Source organism: Haloarchaeobius amylolyticus (assembly GCF_042678045.1).
Classification (GTDB): Archaea; Halobacteriota; Halobacteria; order Halobacteriales; family Natrialbaceae; genus Natrinema; species Natrinema amylolyticus_A.
Window position 1 is genome coordinate 1 of record NZ_JBHUDI010000009.1, and the last position, 15930, is coordinate 15930.

A 15930-nucleotide genomic window follows, 5' to 3' on the forward strand; every position below is an offset into this window, starting at 1 on the left:
ACGGAAGATAAGCTCGCCTACGTATCGGCAACTACTGGAGTGGGCGACCCTCTGGGAACGTCGATTCGCCGCTTCTATTCATATTGTCATCCAGGTAGTAACCACGGCTGGGAGTTCTCTATCTTCTATAACACTTCATAGATAGTTGAAAATGTTAAAAATAAACCCGGTCAGACGATTTCGTTACTACCCCAAATATTTCATAGACAGCAACCAGATAGCAATCCTTAATCATGGTCGGCAGAGACAGATAGATAGCGGGATGGGATAGCCAGGAGATTCCGGCGGGCTCATAACCCGCAGATCAGTAGTTCAAATCTACTTCCCGCTATTCCTAATTTCTTCTATACTCCTGTCGAAATAAATGGCGGTCGACCGAGTGAGAATACTGAATTCGATTAGTATTGATCTTACACTTTGTCGATTTTACACTGGACACATAAGTCGTCAGCAAAACACGAAACGCTATCGTAGGGACAGTCGTACTCGTCTACGTCGACAGACTGACGGAGTTTTTCCTGTCGCCAGACAGTTTCCCAGTCATCAATGTCCATATCAGCAGACGCGAAGACGACATCATCTCGATCTACGATCTTTGCGACTGTAACCGAATATTGATTCTCTTTGTCGATCGCTTCTTCGTACTTGTCGGTTCCAACCCATCTGTATCAGTCCGATCAGAGGAATCACGTGCCTCTGCTCGCGTGACTGTATCGCCGACGAGAGCCGTCGCAGAAACTCGCATCCCGGACTTGCGTTCCGGCAGTGATGGAAGCGTTTCGGCTGACGACGCGTCGGACGGATGTTCATCACGCCACTCGACCGGTCGTGGTGGTGACCGAACCGTGTACGCTACGTCACCAACTTGGTCAGTTGCAGATCCGGTCTCCAATGCGTGTGCGAGTGTCCCCTCGTCATTCAGGAGGAGCGGCTGCAACCAATCTCGCCATCGATTTGTTCCGTCGAACGCAGCGGACTCTGCGAGAGATACCGTCTCGTCCTCCGTATCTAGCTCGATCTCGTGCGTCCCATAGAGCAGGAGATGATCGCGTGTTCTGGTGCAAGCGACATAGAAAAGCCGTTTGGCTTTGCTCGTTCTTGCGGCCGGGTGGTTCGATCAGCATACTCGTGGGCGGCAGTCTTCTCGACAGAAAGGCATCGTCAGGATCAGGCCAACCGACTGCGGGAATCGGTGGGGCGTCGTCGGTGCTACCGATGAGTTGGACATATTTTGAGGGGTGTAATCGCTCGGCAACAGCGGGGTGATACTCTGATCGAACGTAGCGCCGTTGCTTTCGTTCGATGGTCGAATGGGTGAGTGAGTGTCACGAGAGTTCGCGTATAGCCAAACTGGTCACCGTCAAAAAATCAATGGCCGATTGTTGTGCATTATCTGATCGGCTTACCTGACATCTATCAGAGATACGGACTGAATCGAAAGGTGAAACGAAGCTCTTCGAAGTCGGTAACTGACGAATTGAAAAGAAAGCCAAAGGTAACAAAATTCTGCCGTCACCTACTGGAATCTATTGTCTGGATGCGACGAGTGTGATGCTTTTCACGCCGTACTTCTGACACGCGTTGGCTGCCCGTTCAGAGATAAACTCGTATTCCGTGTTTTCCTGAATCTCCATGAGGTCGAAGCCAGCGTTTTCGATCAGCGACGTGTAGCTGTTGATCTGTTCGGCACCACCGATACAGGCAGCCCACAGATCCGCGTCGGACTTGATGCTCTCGGGCATCTGTTGTTCGCTGATGATGTCGGACAGAGCCAACCGTCCGCCCGGTTTGAGCACCCGGCTCGCCTCCTTGAAGACCTGCCCCTTCTCGGCGGAGAGATTGATTACGCCGTTCGAAATGACCGCATCAAACGAGGCGTCCTTGAACGGGAGGTCCTCGATATACCCTTCGCGGAAGCTGACGTTGTAGAAGCCGTTGTCCGCTGCGAGGTCGTTGGCCTTTTCGACCTGCTCTGTAGTCATGTCGATGCCCGTCACTGCACCCATCTCGGTTACGTGCAGGCCGGCGACGAAGGCGTCCATCCCCGAGCCACTGCCGAGGTCGAGCACGTTCTCTCCTGATTCAAGCTCTGCCAAGTCGAAGTAGTAGCCGACACCCGCGAACGAGTCGATCGCCGCGTCCGGAACGTGGTCGAGATCGTCGGGGTCGTACCCGAGACGGACGGCGAGATCGCGGCCCGTCTCGAAGTGGAATTCGGCGTCGGCGGACTCCGCGACATCTTGGTACATCGACTTGACCTCGCGTTCGAGTTTGTCCGTGTCGAGTGATCCACTCATCGGTGGTCACCGGTTAGTCGTCTCCAGCCACCTCGGCGGGAGTGGCAACGGTCATTTCGACGTCCTGAGCAAGCGAAACGAGCGTGTAGACGGGTGCCCGCCGCGCCCATTCGTCGATCAGGTCCTGATCTAGATCCTCGCCGTCTATTTCGACCTCGGCGGTGAGGTTCTCGAAAACCGAGTCAGCCTCTTTGAGTTCCGTGAGACTAAAGAGGACCGCCGGGTCGAAATCGGTCCGGACACGCGTCTGGAGGTGGTCGATGTCCACGCCATTGGCGGCGGCGTTGATGCTGATGCCGACGTTGATACAGGCGGCCAGCGCCGACAGCGCAGCTTCGATCGGTTCGAGCCGGTCGGTCCCGCCGACCCACCCGACAGCGTCCAATACTTCCTTCCAGGCGCCGTAGGGGATCGTGTACTCGCGCGTGTCACGGGCGATTGTTTCGCCGCCGAGCTCGTAGCTATCGATCTTCGCCAGACTGTGCGCGGCCGTTCCCTCGTAGGTTGCGACTGCCCCGAGACCGAACTGGACCGCTTCGGGATGGTTGGCTGCGTGTTCGGCGAACCCGTCGAGTGTTTCGAGGTCGATACCGTGCGCGATTTGCTGATCGTCACTCATCTTTGTCTCGCCTCCCGCCAGAGACACTACGAAGCCGAGGATGGTGTAGCTATTTTGTGGCATTTCGGCAGCTCCTGCCAGTGTTTCACGTACTGCAACCGACTCAGCAACTGCGATCTGGAGAGGGAATGACCGAACCGCTTCCCGTTTGTACGCACATCAAAGTCACACCGGATTTCGTTACTGTGATCGTCACTCGACGATTTGCTGCGGTTCGACTCGCCGAGCATCGGAGACGTAGCGTTCGTAGACCGACTGCGCCCACTCACGAACTTCTGATACGTCGGTATCGAGCAATACCTGAACCATCCCACTACCCTGCTCGTAACAACTGATGGTGACGCATTCATCGAGAAGACCGGTTCCGTATGGCGGGAGTTCGTCATGCTCGAGAACCGTGAAATTGTCCTGTTGCAACATCGCTGAACTGCGCTCCGGGTACGTCGAGAAAAAGTAGGTATGGCAGTTTGGCCGGTCGATCAACGTTATATCGACGCCGTCATCGATCAGGTGACAGAGGACGTCAAAACAGGGCTCCATCAGGGCAACCTCGGGTCGAAGAAACCGTACCGTGGTCGTCTTCTGGAGAAGCGACTCGAATCGGTTCACTGGACGGTACGGGGAATCGGGTTCAGCGACAGTTACGGTCAGCTCTGACCACGTTTCGACCGGGAATTCGCTGACTTCGTCAGGGAGCCAGTGCCAAACATCACGCAACTTGCGTTCGGTTTCGACCCGGTCGATCAGGGTTTCCATCTCGGATGCGATTGCCTCTCCCAGCCGGGTTGCCACGTACTGGTATCCCTCTTTGCGGATCCAGATTCGGTCTTCGAATTCGTCCAACGTCCGTCGCATCGTGGACGAGGAAACGCCTGTCAACTCGAGGAGTTCAGAGCGACTCCGTGGGCGCTCAGTTAGTGCAACGAGTGTCGGGACGCGATGTTCTGACCGCGCAAGGTACGCGATGTCATCGATCGGCGAGTCAGCAATCCGGTGCCCCATGTTATCAAAACTCATGGTTGGGAGTACGCAAGGAGCTAACAAAACTATTTGGACCACAGGACTCAGTTCATCGATAAGAGTCCGGCGCTGATCGCAAAGAACCGTCAGTCTTCGGACGGAACCTGTGTCGGTGTATCGGGTGCAGGTGCCGGCGGTTCGTGAGTCCCGAACTCGGGATGGGTCTCTTCCATCCACAGATACACGACTGCGCCGGAGGCGAACATCAGGATGGCGGTCATGTAGAAGGCGGCTTCAAGGTTCACGGTCTCCATCGAGAGGCCGATCAAGATCGCGCCGACGCCGTACCCGGCGTCGCGCCACATCCGATAGACGCCCATGCCGGCCGACCGCCAGGTTGGGTGAGCCGCGTCGCTGGGAACGGTCATCAAATTGGGATAGAGCAACGCCATGCCGAGTCCGGAGCCGCCCGCCATAATCGCCCAGGGAAGGTAGCTATCGACGAACACCATCCCGAGGACGCCCGCACCGGCGAGGAACATCCCCGCAACGACCGGCGGACGGCGACCGATGCGGTCGGCGAGACCGCCGGTGCCGATCTGGAGGAAGTACATCGCGCTGTGGACGCCGACGACGACCCCGACGGCTTCGATCGCGAGGCCCTGACTCGTGAGATAGAGCGGGACGGCGATCCAGAACAGCGTATCGACGAAGTTCTCGATGTGACCGGCTTGGGCCGCCGCGAACAGCGTCTTGTCGCCGTAGGTCGCGCGCTTCAGGACTTCGTTGAACGAGAGGTTCGCATCGTGGTGGTCCTCGTCGCCCTCGAGGTGTGCGAGTTGGACCGTCTCCTTGATCAGGAAGATCGAGATGAGGAACGCCAGCACCACCACGATGGCGAGGAAGTAGAACGGCTCGGGCCGGAGGTTCCACCGCCCGGCGATGACGCCGGTGATCCACGCCCCGGCGGCGACGCCGGTGTAGCCGAAGGCCTCGTCGATGCCGACGGCGAGCCCGCGCTGGTCGGGACTCGCGAGGTCGATCTTGGCGTTGATCGCCATGCTCCAGGTCAGCGCCTGGTTGATCCCAAGCAGGATGTTCCCGACGGTGATCCAGCTCCAGCTCGGCGCATAGATGAGGATCACGGGGATCGGCAACGCAGTGAGCCAGCCGAGCACGAGCACTGGCTTACGCCCGTATTCCTCGCCCCACTTGCCGGCGTAGAGGTTGAGCAGTGCCTTGACGAAGCCGAAGGAGACGACGAACGAGCCGATGACGAAGAACGACTCGACGCCGAGCACGTCCTCGCCCAGCACGGGGACGACCGTGCGCTCAGAGCCGATGGTCAACCCGGTTGCGAACACCAGCAGGACGTGGAGCGAGAACTGTCCGAGGTGTTCGCGAATGCCCTGTTTCACGTTAGTTTGCCTGCTCATTGATTATTCGGCCGCACAGCGGTTGGGACCCAGTTCGAGCTCGGACAGCTCGTCGTCGGGGACGTCCTCCTGCCCGACGTTTGTACGCTTGACGCGCTCGAAGTTCGGCGGATGGTCCGGGATGTCCGAAGCGAGCGTCTCGATGAAGTCCTCGCGGTCACGGTTGAGATCCGCGTTTTGCGCTTTGACGTCCTCGAGTGTCGCCGTCACCGGTGGCTCGGGTGAGCCGGGGTCGTGTGCCGGGAGGACGAGCGCATCGTCTGGCCGGTCCAGCAAGCGCTGGAGGCTCTCGTAGAGCGTCGCCGCATTCCCTTCGACGTCGGAGTCCTCGATCCCGGCTTCGACGCCGAGTTCGACGCGCCCGACGCTCTCGTGGAAGAGCGTATCGCCCGTGAGCAGGGCCTCGCCCTCGAGATCGAACGAGACGCTGCCCTCACTGTGTCCCGGCGTGTGGATTACATCGACGTCAACGGTCCCGACCTCGATCGTTGCTCCGTCTTCGATCGGCGTCGAGTCGAGAGCGAGTGCGTCCTTCGGGTGGAGATAGTACGGCACGTCGTGACGCTCGGCGAGGTCCGCACCGCCGGAGACGTGGTCGGCGTGGGCGTGCGTGTCGAAGACACCGGCGAGGTCGGCGTCGTACTCGTCGATAATGGCCTCGTATTCCTCGTGGTAGTGGGAGGGATCGAACACGGCGGCCTCGCCGCCCGAAATCAGGACGTGAGAGAGACACCCCTTCCCAGGACGGGCGACCTGAACGAGCGTCCCGTCGAGGTCGGTCTGGACGGGCGCGCTTCGGTGGACGCGGCTCCACCCGTTCATCCCGTCGACGAGCGTCGTGGCGTCGTAACCCTGCTCGCGCAGGACGTCCGTCGCCGTCCGTGCGACGACCCCTGCGGCACAGACGGTGACGATCTCGCGGTCGTCGGGGAGCTCGTCGAGCCGTTTCGTCGCCGTCTCCGGGTCGTCTTGCAGTTCGTCGTAGACATCGACGTTGACGCTGTCCGGAATGTGCCACTCGTCGTAGTCGTCCTGGTGGCGAACGTCGAGGACGAGCACGTCGTCATCGTCGTCCTGTAACCGCGCGCTGAGTTCGTCGGGGGGTACGTCTGTCATCAGTGAGTACTCATACGGAACGTTTCTTGATATGGGTGGTGCCGGTCATGACCGGTACAGTTACTGGGCTGGCGTTCCAACAGGATCTATGAGCCTGTACGAGGCCTCGTTCCGGGTCAAACACGAGTGTCCCTATCGGGAAATTTCGGAACGCTACCCGGATCTGACGATCCGCGAGTGGTATCTGAGCGACTGTCAGGTCCTCGAGATCACGTCTTCGGGGACGCCGACGGATGACCTCCTCGAGGAGATCGACAATCTGGGAACGATCCTGCACCGATCGGTCGACGACTCCGGGTTACACGTTGTCACGCAGTCCTGTCTCTGTTCACTCGAGGAATCCATCATCGACCGGTTCGAGGAGCACAACTGCCTGTATCAGCCGCCGACGGTTCACCGGCAGGGTTGGGAGCACTACACGGTGATCGCGTTCGACGAGGCCGACGTGCGAGAGCTGATCCGGAACCTGGAAGCCGATCGGGACATCGACGTCCTGTCCAAGACGGCCATCGCGGAACAGGCGATCCCCCACAGCATGCTGGCTCCGGTCGATCAGCTCTTCGAGGACCTCACCGAGCGACAGCTGGCGGCGCTCAGGCTGGCACTCGAGAGCGGGTACTACGAGCAACCGCGACAGACGTCGCTCCGTGAGTTGGCCGAGCGAACGGCCGTCGCCCGGTCGACGTACGAAGAGCACCTCCGGAAGGCGGAGAACAAGCTGCTGACGAACGCCGGCGAGTTCCTGCGGTTGGTGACCGCGACGGCGACGGGCGATCCGCTACGAGTCGAGCAGTCGGGACCGCCTGAACAGCGCGCCGACTGATCGCAGTCGATCTCGAGCCGTCCGGCGTCAGACTGGCCGCCCGGGGCTGGGACACAGTGGCAGTAGCCCCGCTCAGCCGATTGTCAACACTTCGTCGGCCGCTTCGACGATCTGCAGACAATCACTCATCGTCGAACGGGGTCTGAGGTCGTCGGGTTCGATGTCGCGGGAGTCGAGGCAGGTCCCACAGGCGTAGAGTTCCCCGCCGTTTTGCGTGTACTTGCGCATCACGCCGTGTGGGTTGAACTTCTCGTGCTCGAGGTCGGGAGCGTCGACGCCGTCGCCGAGCAGGAACACCTCGACGGTGTGGTCTGCATCAAGCGCGGTGTTCGCCAGTCGAAAGCCGTTCCAGACGCGCTCGGGGTCGTTCGTTTCGAGGATGATACCGAGGTGCATACCGGAGGTTCATCGGGAGTGCACTTGAGGACTGGCGTCGCTTCCACTGGCGTGGAACGTTACGTTGCGATTATAGCTGGTGGATAAGGCGTCGACCCGCCTGTCCCGCGCGCCGACTGACGGCCAGCGCTCGAGGCGAACCCGACTCGAGGACGATCAGCCACAATGTGAGCACGTCTTACGCCGATAGCCGGACTTACATCGACCGGACGCCGGTCTCACGGTCGGACGCGGCACCGACCGCCGGCAGGGTAAACGAAAACGTCGCGCCCTCGCCGGGTTCGGAGTCGACCCAGATCTCGCCCCCGTGGCGTTCGATGATCCGCTCACAGAGTGCGAGCCCGATGCCGGTGCCGTTGTGGGTCTCGCGGCTGTGGAGACGCTGGAAGACCTCGAAGATACGGTCCTGTTCGTCGGGGTCGATGCCGATCCCGCTGTCGGCGACGGAGATCGTCCACGTCGTCCCATCGCGTTCGGCCGACACGTGCACGCGAGGATCCCCCTCGCCGCTGTACTCGATCGCGTTCGACAGCAGGTTCTGGAACACCTGGCGCAACTGCCCGTCGTCGCCCTCGACGCGAGGCAGGTCCTCGGTCGTGATCTCGGCTCCGTGCTCGTCGATTTTCATCCGAAGGTTCTTGCGCGCGTCCTCGAGGACGGCCTCGAGATCGACCGGTTCGAACGGATCGCCCCGCGTCTCGACGCGGGAGTACTGGAGCAGGCCGTCGATCATATCGCGCATGCGCTCGGCCCCGTCGACGGCGAACGCGAGGAACTCCCGTCCGTCCGCGTCGAGTTCGTCGCCGTATCGGCGCTCGATCAGCTGCAGGTAGCTCGAGACCATCCGCAGCGGTTCCTGCAGGTCGTGGGAGGCCGCGTAGGCGAACTGCTCTAAACGCTTGTTGGACTCCTCGAGATCCGCGACGAGGTCTTCGAGGTCGGTCCGGTACTGCTGGCGCTCGATCGTCTCGGCGAGGACGTTCGCGACGCTCTGGACGAAGCTGACGTCTTCGTCGGTGAACCCTTTCGGTTCGGTGTCGTGCGTTGCGAGAATCCCCCACGGGTCGTCGATCGGACCGATGATGGTGCTGATACCGCTGCGGACGTCGTGATTCGTCAGCAATTCGGGGCCGCTGAACCGATCGTCCGTTTCGAGGTCCTCGACGACGATCGGTTGATCCTGCTCGAGGGTGTAGGCAGCCTGGGAGTTGGCTTCGACGGCCGCCACCGTCGCCGTCCCGACGAGTCCATCGTCCCAGCCGACGCCCTGACGAAGCAGGAGCTCGTCGCCTGCGTCGTCGAGGTCGAGCACTTTGGCGTAGTCGGTGTCGAGGACGGACGCCACCTGGCGGCTCGCGTCGTGCATGAGTTCGTCCAGATCGTCGGTCTCGAGGGCGAGCTGGCCGAGGTCGGCGACGACCTGTTGCTGGCTGGCCCGGCGTTCGAGTTCGCGTTCGCGTGCCATGCGCTCGGAGACGTCGCGTCCGATGCCCGCAAGCATCGGCTCGCCGTCGGGGGTCTCGACTCTCGAGGCGGCGAACTCGTAGGGGATCCGTTCGCCTTCGCTGGTGTGTAGCGTCGCCTCGAGCTGGACGCTCCCCGTTTCGAATCCCTCGGCGATCGCGGTCGTGATGCGGTCGTGATCGCCGTCGTCAATGAGATCCACAGCAGTCATCGACGCGATCTCCGAATCCGGGCACCCCGTAATCTTACAGAGGCTCTCGTTCCACCGGTGTAACGTGCCGTCAGGGTCCAGCACGTAGAAGATGTCGTCGACGGCGTTGAGTACGCGGTCGGTGTAGGCCTGATGATGTTCGAGGCGCTGGTTCGACTCTGCGAGTTTCGTGTTTGCCTCCTCGAGTCGGGTGACTGTCTCCTCGAGTTCAGTCTGCGTGGCTTTCAGCTCTCGGTTGCGTTCCTCGAGTTCGCGTGTTCGAGTTTTGGCCTCCGCATCGTAGATCCCCACGGCGAAGCCAGCGACGCTGGCGAGTGCCGTCAGGATGAGGACCGTCGACAGCTCGTCGACGACCTCGCCGGGCTGGAGGCTGTAGACGACGAGGACGACGAGCATCACCGCAAAACCGCTGAGACACCAGCCTGCGATCGTCGTGTAAAACACGGGGTCGATGTCGAACGTGGGAAACCGGTAGCCCCCATAGAGGAGGACGGCCCCGGGACCGGCGATGAGCAGCGAGGTGATGAGCACGTTGCCAAGCGGCGTCCCCACTGTAAACTCGGTGAACGCCAGCCCCGTTGCGAGCCCGACATAGAGTATGCCAAGGACGACGACGAGACGCCGTCCACCGACGACCGAGAGCGTGCGGTTCCAGGAAACCACTGTTACCATTCGGGCGACCGTGACTATTAGAATTGTGCTGGGTGGTGTGACAGTACGAGCCACGCGACTGGCGACACAGGCGGGACCGGCGACCCGATGTCGCTGGCCACTCGACAGCGACGAGTTTGTAGTCGCCGTCGGTGTCGACCCCCTCGGCAGTAAGGTTCCTTGCCGGCTGCCGGAGGGTTCGGTGCGCGTTCGGCGTAATAGATCGCACCGTCGATCACACGCGGCGTACTCGACTACTCGAGTTCGTTGATGATGACGACGGCCTCGCCGTCGATGACCGTCTCGTCGCGCTCGTCGACGACCGTCGTGTGCAGCCGGTATCGGTCGTCACCGAGGTCTTCGATAATCTCGCACTCTGCCGTGACCGTCTCACCGATCTCGACCGGTCCCGTAAACTCGAGATCCTGCGAGAGGTAGACCGTCACGCCGGGAAAGCGGGCCAACGCGGCGCTAATCGTCCCGGCGACAAGCGTGCCGTGGGCGATTCGCCCGCCGAACTGCGTCTCCTCGGCGAACTCGGACTCGAGATGGAGCCGGTTGGCGTCGCCCGAGACCTGTGCGAACGCGGTGACGTCCGTGTCCGCGATCGGTTTGCGAAAGCGGACGTAGTCGCCGACACCGAGTGCGTCGTAATCGTCGGTCGAACGTTCCATGACCCAGTTCTCGTCGCCGAACGCGAGTTCGGCGACCGGCCTCGACGTCGTCGTGTCGCCGTTTGGCTGGGACGACGACTCGGAAGAGCGAGTCAATCCCATCGCGGCGAGGAGGGCGTTGTTCGCTTCGACGTAGCTGTTGAAGACGTGTTTCGAAACACTGCTCCAGTGGTCAGTCGGTGGTACGGCGTCGACACTGCTGGCGTCCGGACGTTGGCTACTCATAGGTTTGCGGTGTGGTGAATTCCCATTCGATGGAAGCTACCGGCGCTGAATACAGCTAGACTCGCCGCCGACTTTGTGGTGGTGCCAAAGCACATTGGAACGACCGCGATTCGTGCGGGCTCCGACACGCTCTTGGACGGCCAACCGCCCGGTACAGTTCGTGGTGCCGGGTCCGACTCGGTGGAGCGATCCGGACTCGATTCGAGACGATATCACTGTCCGACGATCGATGCTGACTAGGCCGCGGAGTGGGTATCGAGGAAGTCGGCCGCGGTCGCGTTGAACGCACGCGGACGGTCCTGATTGACCAGATGGCCCGAGTCGGCCAGTTCCACGCGCGCGCCGGTGGCGACCGCCGCGGCGATCTGTGCGCCCTGTCGCTTGACCAGCGGGACCTCCTGTTCGCCGTGGACGACGAGCGTCGGCGTCTCGACGCCAGTTAGCTCGGGCGGGTCGTACCGGTAGAGCGCGTCGAAGATCTTGCGATACTCCGCCGATGGGATGTCACTGGCACTGTCGATCGCCTCGGCTCTGACCGCGGAATCAACAGACAGCCACCGCTGGCCAGTCGTCGCCTGAATCGACTGGAGCATCGACTGGAACGTCCCTGCCGAGCCCGTCATCGACAGCGAGGCGGACACCGCCGGCAGCGGCGACCAGAACGGCTTCAGCCCCGTCGGCAGCTCCACCGGCGGCATCGACCGCACCGCTCCGCCCAGAATCGCGCCCGCCGCACGATCCGGGTGGCGATCCAGATACTCCTGGACGACCATCGACCCCAGCGAGATCCCACAGCAGATCGGCCGCTCGATCTCGAGGTGTGAAAACAACGCCTCGAGGTCGTCAGTGAAGAGTTCGATCGAGTACTGATCGACGTCGGTCGCGCCGGTGTTACCGTGGCCGCGGACGTCGAGCGTGACGACCTGATACTCGTCGTCGAAGTGGTCGACCTGTGGCTCCCAGGCCGATCCGTCCATCCAGCCACCGTGGACGAACACCAGCGGCTGGCCGTCGCCGCTCGTCTCGTAGTAGATCGTTCCGTCGTCGACCTCGAGTGTTGCCATACACTGGCTGGGGCTCGCTCACTCTTAGAATACCGGGTTGCATTCGTACTGGCTGAGAAGCGACTGCGCTCCTGCGTACCGACTTGCACGACCGGAGACGGTCACTTCTCGGTTCGAATCCAGCGGTCCCAGACCGAGTCGAACTCCGACTCGTCTTCGGTGATGCGGTCCCACTGTGCGAGGCCGCGTTCCTCGCGCGAGCCCGGAACCGTGTTGTCAAGGACGAGCGCCGCGAGCCCGCCGACGGCCATGCCGGTCGAGCCGATGATGTAGACTGTGTCGACGACGGCCTGTGCCGCGACTTCGATCGCGGTCGCGGCGGCCGTGTTCGCCAGGCCGATCGCGCCGATCATGGCCTCGAGGCCGACGGCTTCGCGGAACGCGATCGTGCTCTCGAAGTTGCCCATGTACGCCGGGATCGCCAGCCCGACGAAGAGGGCAAAGCCGATGATGAAGGTGTTGCGCGAGGAGTCGAGATCGACGTGACGCAGGTTCGAGATCCCGACGGCAACGATCTGCCCGAACATGGCGATAAAGAGGCCGCCGACGATCGGATCGGGGATCGTCGCGATCAACTGTCCGAAGTAGCCGACGAAGCCGACGAACAGCATGACGACGGCGCCGATCTGGACGACGTACCGGGAGGCGACGCCGGTCAGGCCGATCGCGCCGATGTTCTCGGAGTACGACGTCGAGCCGCCAGTCCCCATGATCCCCGAAAAAATGTTCATCAGTCCTTCCATGCCGATGCCGTGGTTGATCCGCTTCTCGCTGGGCGCGCCCGACCCCGAGATGTTCGCCACCGCGTAGTAGTCGCCGATGCTTTCGACGATCGAGGCCAGCACGCCGGCGAACATTCCGATGACGAACGCGGTCGTAATCTCTGGGACTCCCCACTGGAAGGGATAGATCGGCAGTAGCGGCCGGGTGTTCGCGACCGCTCCGAGATCGACGTAGCCCGGATGATCGCTTCCGAGGACGGGATCGATCGACAGTGGACCGATCGTCAGGTCGGCGATCGACACCGGACCTAACGTTACGTCAAGCGAGAGAGCCGCGGCGGCGGCCCAGGCGATGACTAACGCGAGAATCACCGGATAGAGACGGAACGCCCTGTGTTTGACGTCGAGATACTGCGAGAACAGCAGGATGAGCCCGAGGGTCAGTCCGAGCAGCCACCAGCTCTGGTTCGCCGCCGTAATCTGGGGTGCGCTGAACAGCGAGAGACCGATCAGTGCGATCGTCGGCGCAATGACCACCGGCGAGAGGAACCGGCGGAGTTTCCCGACCAGCCCGAAGTATCCCATCGCGACCTCGACCAGTGCAGCGACGATGATCGCCCCCTGTAACTGCAACAGTGCGGCCTCCCAGCCTGGCTGGCCCGAAACGCCGCCAGCGGTGACGACGCCGACGATGGCCAGCGCCGGCGCGAGCATCGAGAACGGCGCGCCCTGCACGATCGGATACCGGTTGCCGAACGTCGTCTGGGCGAGCGTCGCGATCCCCGAGACGACGAAGAACGTCCCGATGAATCGGGCGGTCACGCCAGGCGGCATTCCCATCGCGTCAGCCAGGATCAGCGGGACCGCAATATTCGCACCGACCATCGTCAGATAGTGCTGGACCCCGAGCACCATCGATTCACCCAGCGGCGGCTGTTCGTCGATTCCGTATTCGATCGCGTCACCGACGGATTCGTCGGTGACTGACTCATCCCCCGTCATCGATTTCCGTCGGATAACGGCCGAGGGTGTTCAAAGGGGTGTTGATCCGGCCTCGCTCATTGCGATCCGTGATACCGTCTCACTACCGTTGACTCTCCTCGGCCGCCCGCTCGGCGGCGGCCCGAACCCGTTCGACCGATAGCGTCGAGAGATCGACCAGTTCGCCGTCGGTCTCGCTTGCGACAAGCTCTGAGAGCCCGGCACGGGAGTCGTCGCCGGCGTCGACGACGACCACCCGCGTGTCGTCAGCCGCGAGCGCGCGTGCCGCGGTTCGCGTTGCCTCTGTCGGACTCCCGTCGGCGACGTTCGCCCGGCCGTCAGTGACGAGGACGACGACCGCGGCGTCGGTGTCGGCGCGCTCGAGGACCTGCCGCGAGGTTTCCAGTCCCGCAGGAAGGGGCGTCCGATCGCCCGATGGCAGGTCCTTGAGATGGCGGGCGGCCAGCGAGACGCTGTCGGTTGGCGGGAGCAAGACGTCGGCGTCCTCGCCGGCGAAGGCGACGAACGAGACCTGATCGCGGTGTTCGTAGCTGTCGCGCAGTAACTCGAGGACGACGCCCTTGGCGGTCCGCATCGCCGGTCGCATCGAGGCGCTGGCGTCGACGGCGAAGACGATCGTCACCGACGTCTCGCCGGCCCGGACCGACTGCCGGAGGTCCTGTTTCGAGACGCGGGACTCGCCGCGGGCCGCTGCCGACCGGACCGACGCCGCGGCGTCGATCGATCCCTCGCCCGAGGCGGGCTCGGTACGGACGCGCGCACCACGATTGGCAGTGCTCGGCGCCGTACTCGCCCGCGATCCCGTCGCGGTCGCACCCTCGCGCTCGTCGACGGTCGGCGTCTCGAGATCCGGCGCCGCCGCCTCGCCGATCTCGGCGCGTTGCTGGCCGGGGATGAGTGGCTGGGCGGTTTCGTCCTCTTCGTCGGACTCCGACTCGGAATCACGCTCGCTCGAGTCGTCCGACCGCCCGTCGTCGGTCTCAGCCGGCGACTGGTTCGCAGAGGCCGGTTGCTCTCCGCGCTCCGGTCGCTGCTCAGGACCGTCGTCACGCTCGTCGCCATCGTCGCCGTTGCTGTCAGCACCGTCGCTGTCGTCATCCGATCCCTCGCGACCGCCGTCCTCGTCTCCATCCCCCGGTTCGGGTTCCGGATCGGCCTCGTCGCCGTCGTCAGCGTCACCCTCGTCGCCGTCGTCTTCTCCGTCGGTGTCGTCGGGTGAGTCCTCGTCGAACCGATCCTCGAGCAGATCGTCCAGATCCGGCTCGTCTTCGAAGGGGGTGCTCCGGAGCCGGTGGGGGAGCGTGTACGTCGCGGCCTCGTGGATGTCCGACTCGATGACCGTCTCGCGGCCCTCGAGTGCGGCCAGCGTCATGGCAGTCCGGGCCGTCGCCACGTCACCGCGGTGGCCGTCGACGCCGGCTGCGAGACAGAGTTCGGCGATTTCGGCTTTGAACTCGGCGGGGAGATCAACGTGCGAGAGACGCTCGCGGGCCGCAGCGAGGTCCTCGCGAAGGGCTTCGACCTCGTCGGCATACGCAGTCGTGGGGTCCGGGTCATTCCCGCCCTCGAGTGCGCGATCGATAATCTCGACGCGGTCGTCGATCTCGCGACAGCCCTCGACGGTAGCCTGCAAGGCGAACCGATCGCGCAGTTGGGGCCGAAGGTCGCCCTCCTCGGGGTTCATCGTACCGATGAGGGTAAAGTCCGCGGGATGGGAGACGCTGATCCCGTCGCGTTCGACAGTGTTGACGCCGCTGGCGGCCGCATCGAGAATGACGTCGACGAGGTGGTCGTCCAGCAGGTTGACCTCGTCGACGTAGAGGATCCCGCGATTTGCACGGGCCAGCAGGCCGGGATCGAAGTCGGCCTCGCCGGCCAGCGCGTCTTCGACCGAGAGGGTGCCGACGACCCGGTCCCGTGTCGCACCAAGCGGGAGTGTGACGAGCGGCACGGGTCGCGTTTCGACCGGCAACTCCTCGGAGTCGCGCTCGCGGCAGTCGTCACACTGCTGGCTCGAGTCGTCGGGCGAACAGCCGTACGGACAGTCGGCGACGGCCCGCTGTTCGGGCAGGAGGTCGACGAGCGCCCGCACTGCGGTGGATTTCGCGGTCCCTTTTTCCCCGGTTATCAGGGCACCGTCGAGGCCGTCGTTGGCCGCGACGGCGAGCAACACGCGTTTCAGCTCGTCCTGTCCGACGATCGCCGGAAAGGGGAGTGACGATAGCTTTTTGCCCCCGGCGTTTGCAACCATACTTGCGCTAATACAACAG

At 62.6% G+C, this 15930-nt stretch carries 12 protein-coding genes, 1 tRNA gene and 1 pseudogene; 2 read left to right on the top strand and 12 right to left on the bottom strand.

Annotated features, from left to right (window positions below; genetic code table 11):
- Positions 1–256: 256 nt before the first annotated feature.
- A tRNA-Met gene (locus ACFR99_RS13725) sits at positions 257–331 on the top strand.
- A gap of 79 nt (positions 332–410) precedes the next feature.
- On the opposite strand, the pseudogene ACFR99_RS13730 reads toward ACFR99_RS13725, so the two are convergent.
- The 6 genes and pseudogenes from ACFR99_RS13730 to ACFR99_RS13755 form a co-directional block, all read right to left on the bottom strand.
- Positions 411–644 (bottom strand): annotated as a pseudogene (locus ACFR99_RS13730) (hypothetical protein); the annotation flags it as partial.
- A gap of 882 nt (positions 645–1526) precedes the next feature.
- Positions 1527–2297 (bottom strand): methyltransferase domain-containing protein, encoded by a 771-nt coding sequence (locus tag ACFR99_RS13735; protein ID WP_390288285.1) that lies wholly within the window; start codon positions 2295–2297, stop codon positions 1527–1529.
- 13 nt (positions 2298–2310) lie between these two features.
- The gene (locus ACFR99_RS13740; protein WP_390288287.1) at positions 2311–2916 is read right to left on the bottom strand and encodes an OsmC family protein; all 606 of its coding nucleotides are present in this window, start codon (positions 2914–2916) and stop codon (positions 2311–2313) included.
- Between the two features lie 192 nt (positions 2917–3108).
- Positions 3109–3933, bottom strand: a complete 825-nt coding sequence (locus ACFR99_RS13745; protein ID WP_390288289.1) for a helix-turn-helix transcriptional regulator — start codon at positions 3931–3933, stop codon at positions 3109–3111.
- A gap of 89 nt (positions 3934–4022) precedes the next feature.
- The gene (locus ACFR99_RS13750) at positions 4023–5312 is read right to left on the bottom strand and encodes an MFS transporter (RefSeq protein ID WP_390288291.1); all 1290 of its coding nucleotides are present in this window, start codon (positions 5310–5312) and stop codon (positions 4023–4025) included.
- Between the two features lie 3 nt (positions 5313–5315).
- The gene (locus ACFR99_RS13755; RefSeq protein WP_390288293.1) at positions 5316–6428 is read right to left on the bottom strand and encodes an MBL fold metallo-hydrolase; all 1113 of its coding nucleotides are present in this window, start codon (positions 6426–6428) and stop codon (positions 5316–5318) included.
- A gap of 88 nt (positions 6429–6516) precedes the next feature.
- On the opposite strand from ACFR99_RS13755, the gene ACFR99_RS13760 reads away from it, so the two are divergent.
- Entirely contained in the window at positions 6517–7251 is a 735-nt protein-coding gene (locus ACFR99_RS13760) for a helix-turn-helix domain-containing protein (RefSeq protein ID WP_390288295.1), read from the top strand.
- 72 nt (positions 7252–7323) lie between these two features.
- Here the strand turns inward: ACFR99_RS13760 and ACFR99_RS13765 are convergent, their stop codons facing one another.
- The 6 genes from ACFR99_RS13765 to ACFR99_RS13790 form a co-directional block, all read right to left on the bottom strand.
- Entirely contained in the window at positions 7324–7647 is a 324-nt protein-coding gene (locus tag ACFR99_RS13765; RefSeq protein WP_390288297.1) for a DsrE family protein, read from the bottom strand.
- Between the two features lie 196 nt (positions 7648–7843).
- Positions 7844–9985, bottom strand: coding sequence for an ATP-binding protein (locus ACFR99_RS13770; protein WP_390288299.1), 2142 nt, complete (start codon positions 9983–9985; stop codon positions 7844–7846).
- A gap of 242 nt (positions 9986–10227) precedes the next feature.
- Positions 10228–10872, bottom strand: coding sequence for a MaoC family dehydratase (locus ACFR99_RS13775; RefSeq protein ID WP_390288301.1), 645 nt, complete (start codon positions 10870–10872; stop codon positions 10228–10230).
- A 236-nt stretch (positions 10873–11108) separates the two neighbouring features.
- Positions 11109–11936: an alpha/beta fold hydrolase gene (locus tag ACFR99_RS13780; protein ID WP_390288303.1), complete on the bottom strand. Its 828-nt coding sequence runs from the start codon at positions 11934–11936 to the stop codon at positions 11109–11111.
- A 101-nt stretch (positions 11937–12037) separates the two neighbouring features.
- The gene (locus tag ACFR99_RS13785; RefSeq protein ID WP_390288305.1) at positions 12038–13660 is read right to left on the bottom strand and encodes a uracil-xanthine permease family protein; all 1623 of its coding nucleotides are present in this window, start codon (positions 13658–13660) and stop codon (positions 12038–12040) included.
- A gap of 82 nt (positions 13661–13742) precedes the next feature.
- On the bottom strand, positions 13743–15911 hold the full coding sequence (locus ACFR99_RS13790) for a VWA domain-containing protein (RefSeq protein ID WP_390288307.1): 2169 nt from the start codon (positions 15909–15911) through the stop codon (positions 13743–13745).
- Positions 15912–15930 lie beyond the last annotated feature (19 nt).

What these genes read in the sequence shown, in the direction of transcription:
- ACFR99_RS13735 (WP_390288285.1), bottom strand. Translation starts at nt 2,297, where the DNA reads ATGAGTGGATCACTCGACACGGACAAACTCGAACGCGAGGTCAAGTCG.
- ACFR99_RS13740 (WP_390288287.1), bottom strand. Translation starts at nt 2,916, where the DNA reads ATGAGTGACGATCAGCAAATCGCGCACGGTATCGACCTCGAAACACTC.
- ACFR99_RS13745 (WP_390288289.1), bottom strand. Translation starts at nt 3,933, where the DNA reads ATGAGTTTTGATAACATGGGGCACCGGATTGCTGACTCGCCGATCGAT.
- ACFR99_RS13750 (WP_390288291.1), bottom strand. Translation starts at nt 5,312, where the DNA reads ATGAGCAGGCAAACTAACGTGAAACAGGGCATTCGCGAACACCTCGGA.
- ACFR99_RS13755 (WP_390288293.1), bottom strand. Translation starts at nt 6,428, where the DNA reads ATGACAGACGTACCCCCCGACGAACTCAGCGCGCGGTTACAGGACGAC.
- ACFR99_RS13760 (WP_390288295.1), top strand. Translation starts at nt 6,517, where the DNA reads ATGAGCCTGTACGAGGCCTCGTTCCGGGTCAAACACGAGTGTCCCTAT.
- ACFR99_RS13765 (WP_390288297.1), bottom strand. Translation starts at nt 7,647, where the DNA reads ATGCACCTCGGTATCATCCTCGAAACGAACGACCCCGAGCGCGTCTGG.
- ACFR99_RS13775 (WP_390288301.1), bottom strand. Translation starts at nt 10,872, where the DNA reads ATGAGTAGCCAACGTCCGGACGCCAGCAGTGTCGACGCCGTACCACCG.
- ACFR99_RS13780 (WP_390288303.1), bottom strand. Translation starts at nt 11,936, where the DNA reads ATGGCAACACTCGAGGTCGACGACGGAACGATCTACTACGAGACGAGC.
- ACFR99_RS13785 (WP_390288305.1), bottom strand. Translation starts at nt 13,660, where the DNA reads ATGACGGGGGATGAGTCAGTCACCGACGAATCCGTCGGTGACGCGATC.
- ACFR99_RS13790 (WP_390288307.1), bottom strand. Translation starts at nt 15,911, where the DNA reads ATGGTTGCAAACGCCGGGGGCAAAAAGCTATCGTCACTCCCCTTTCCG.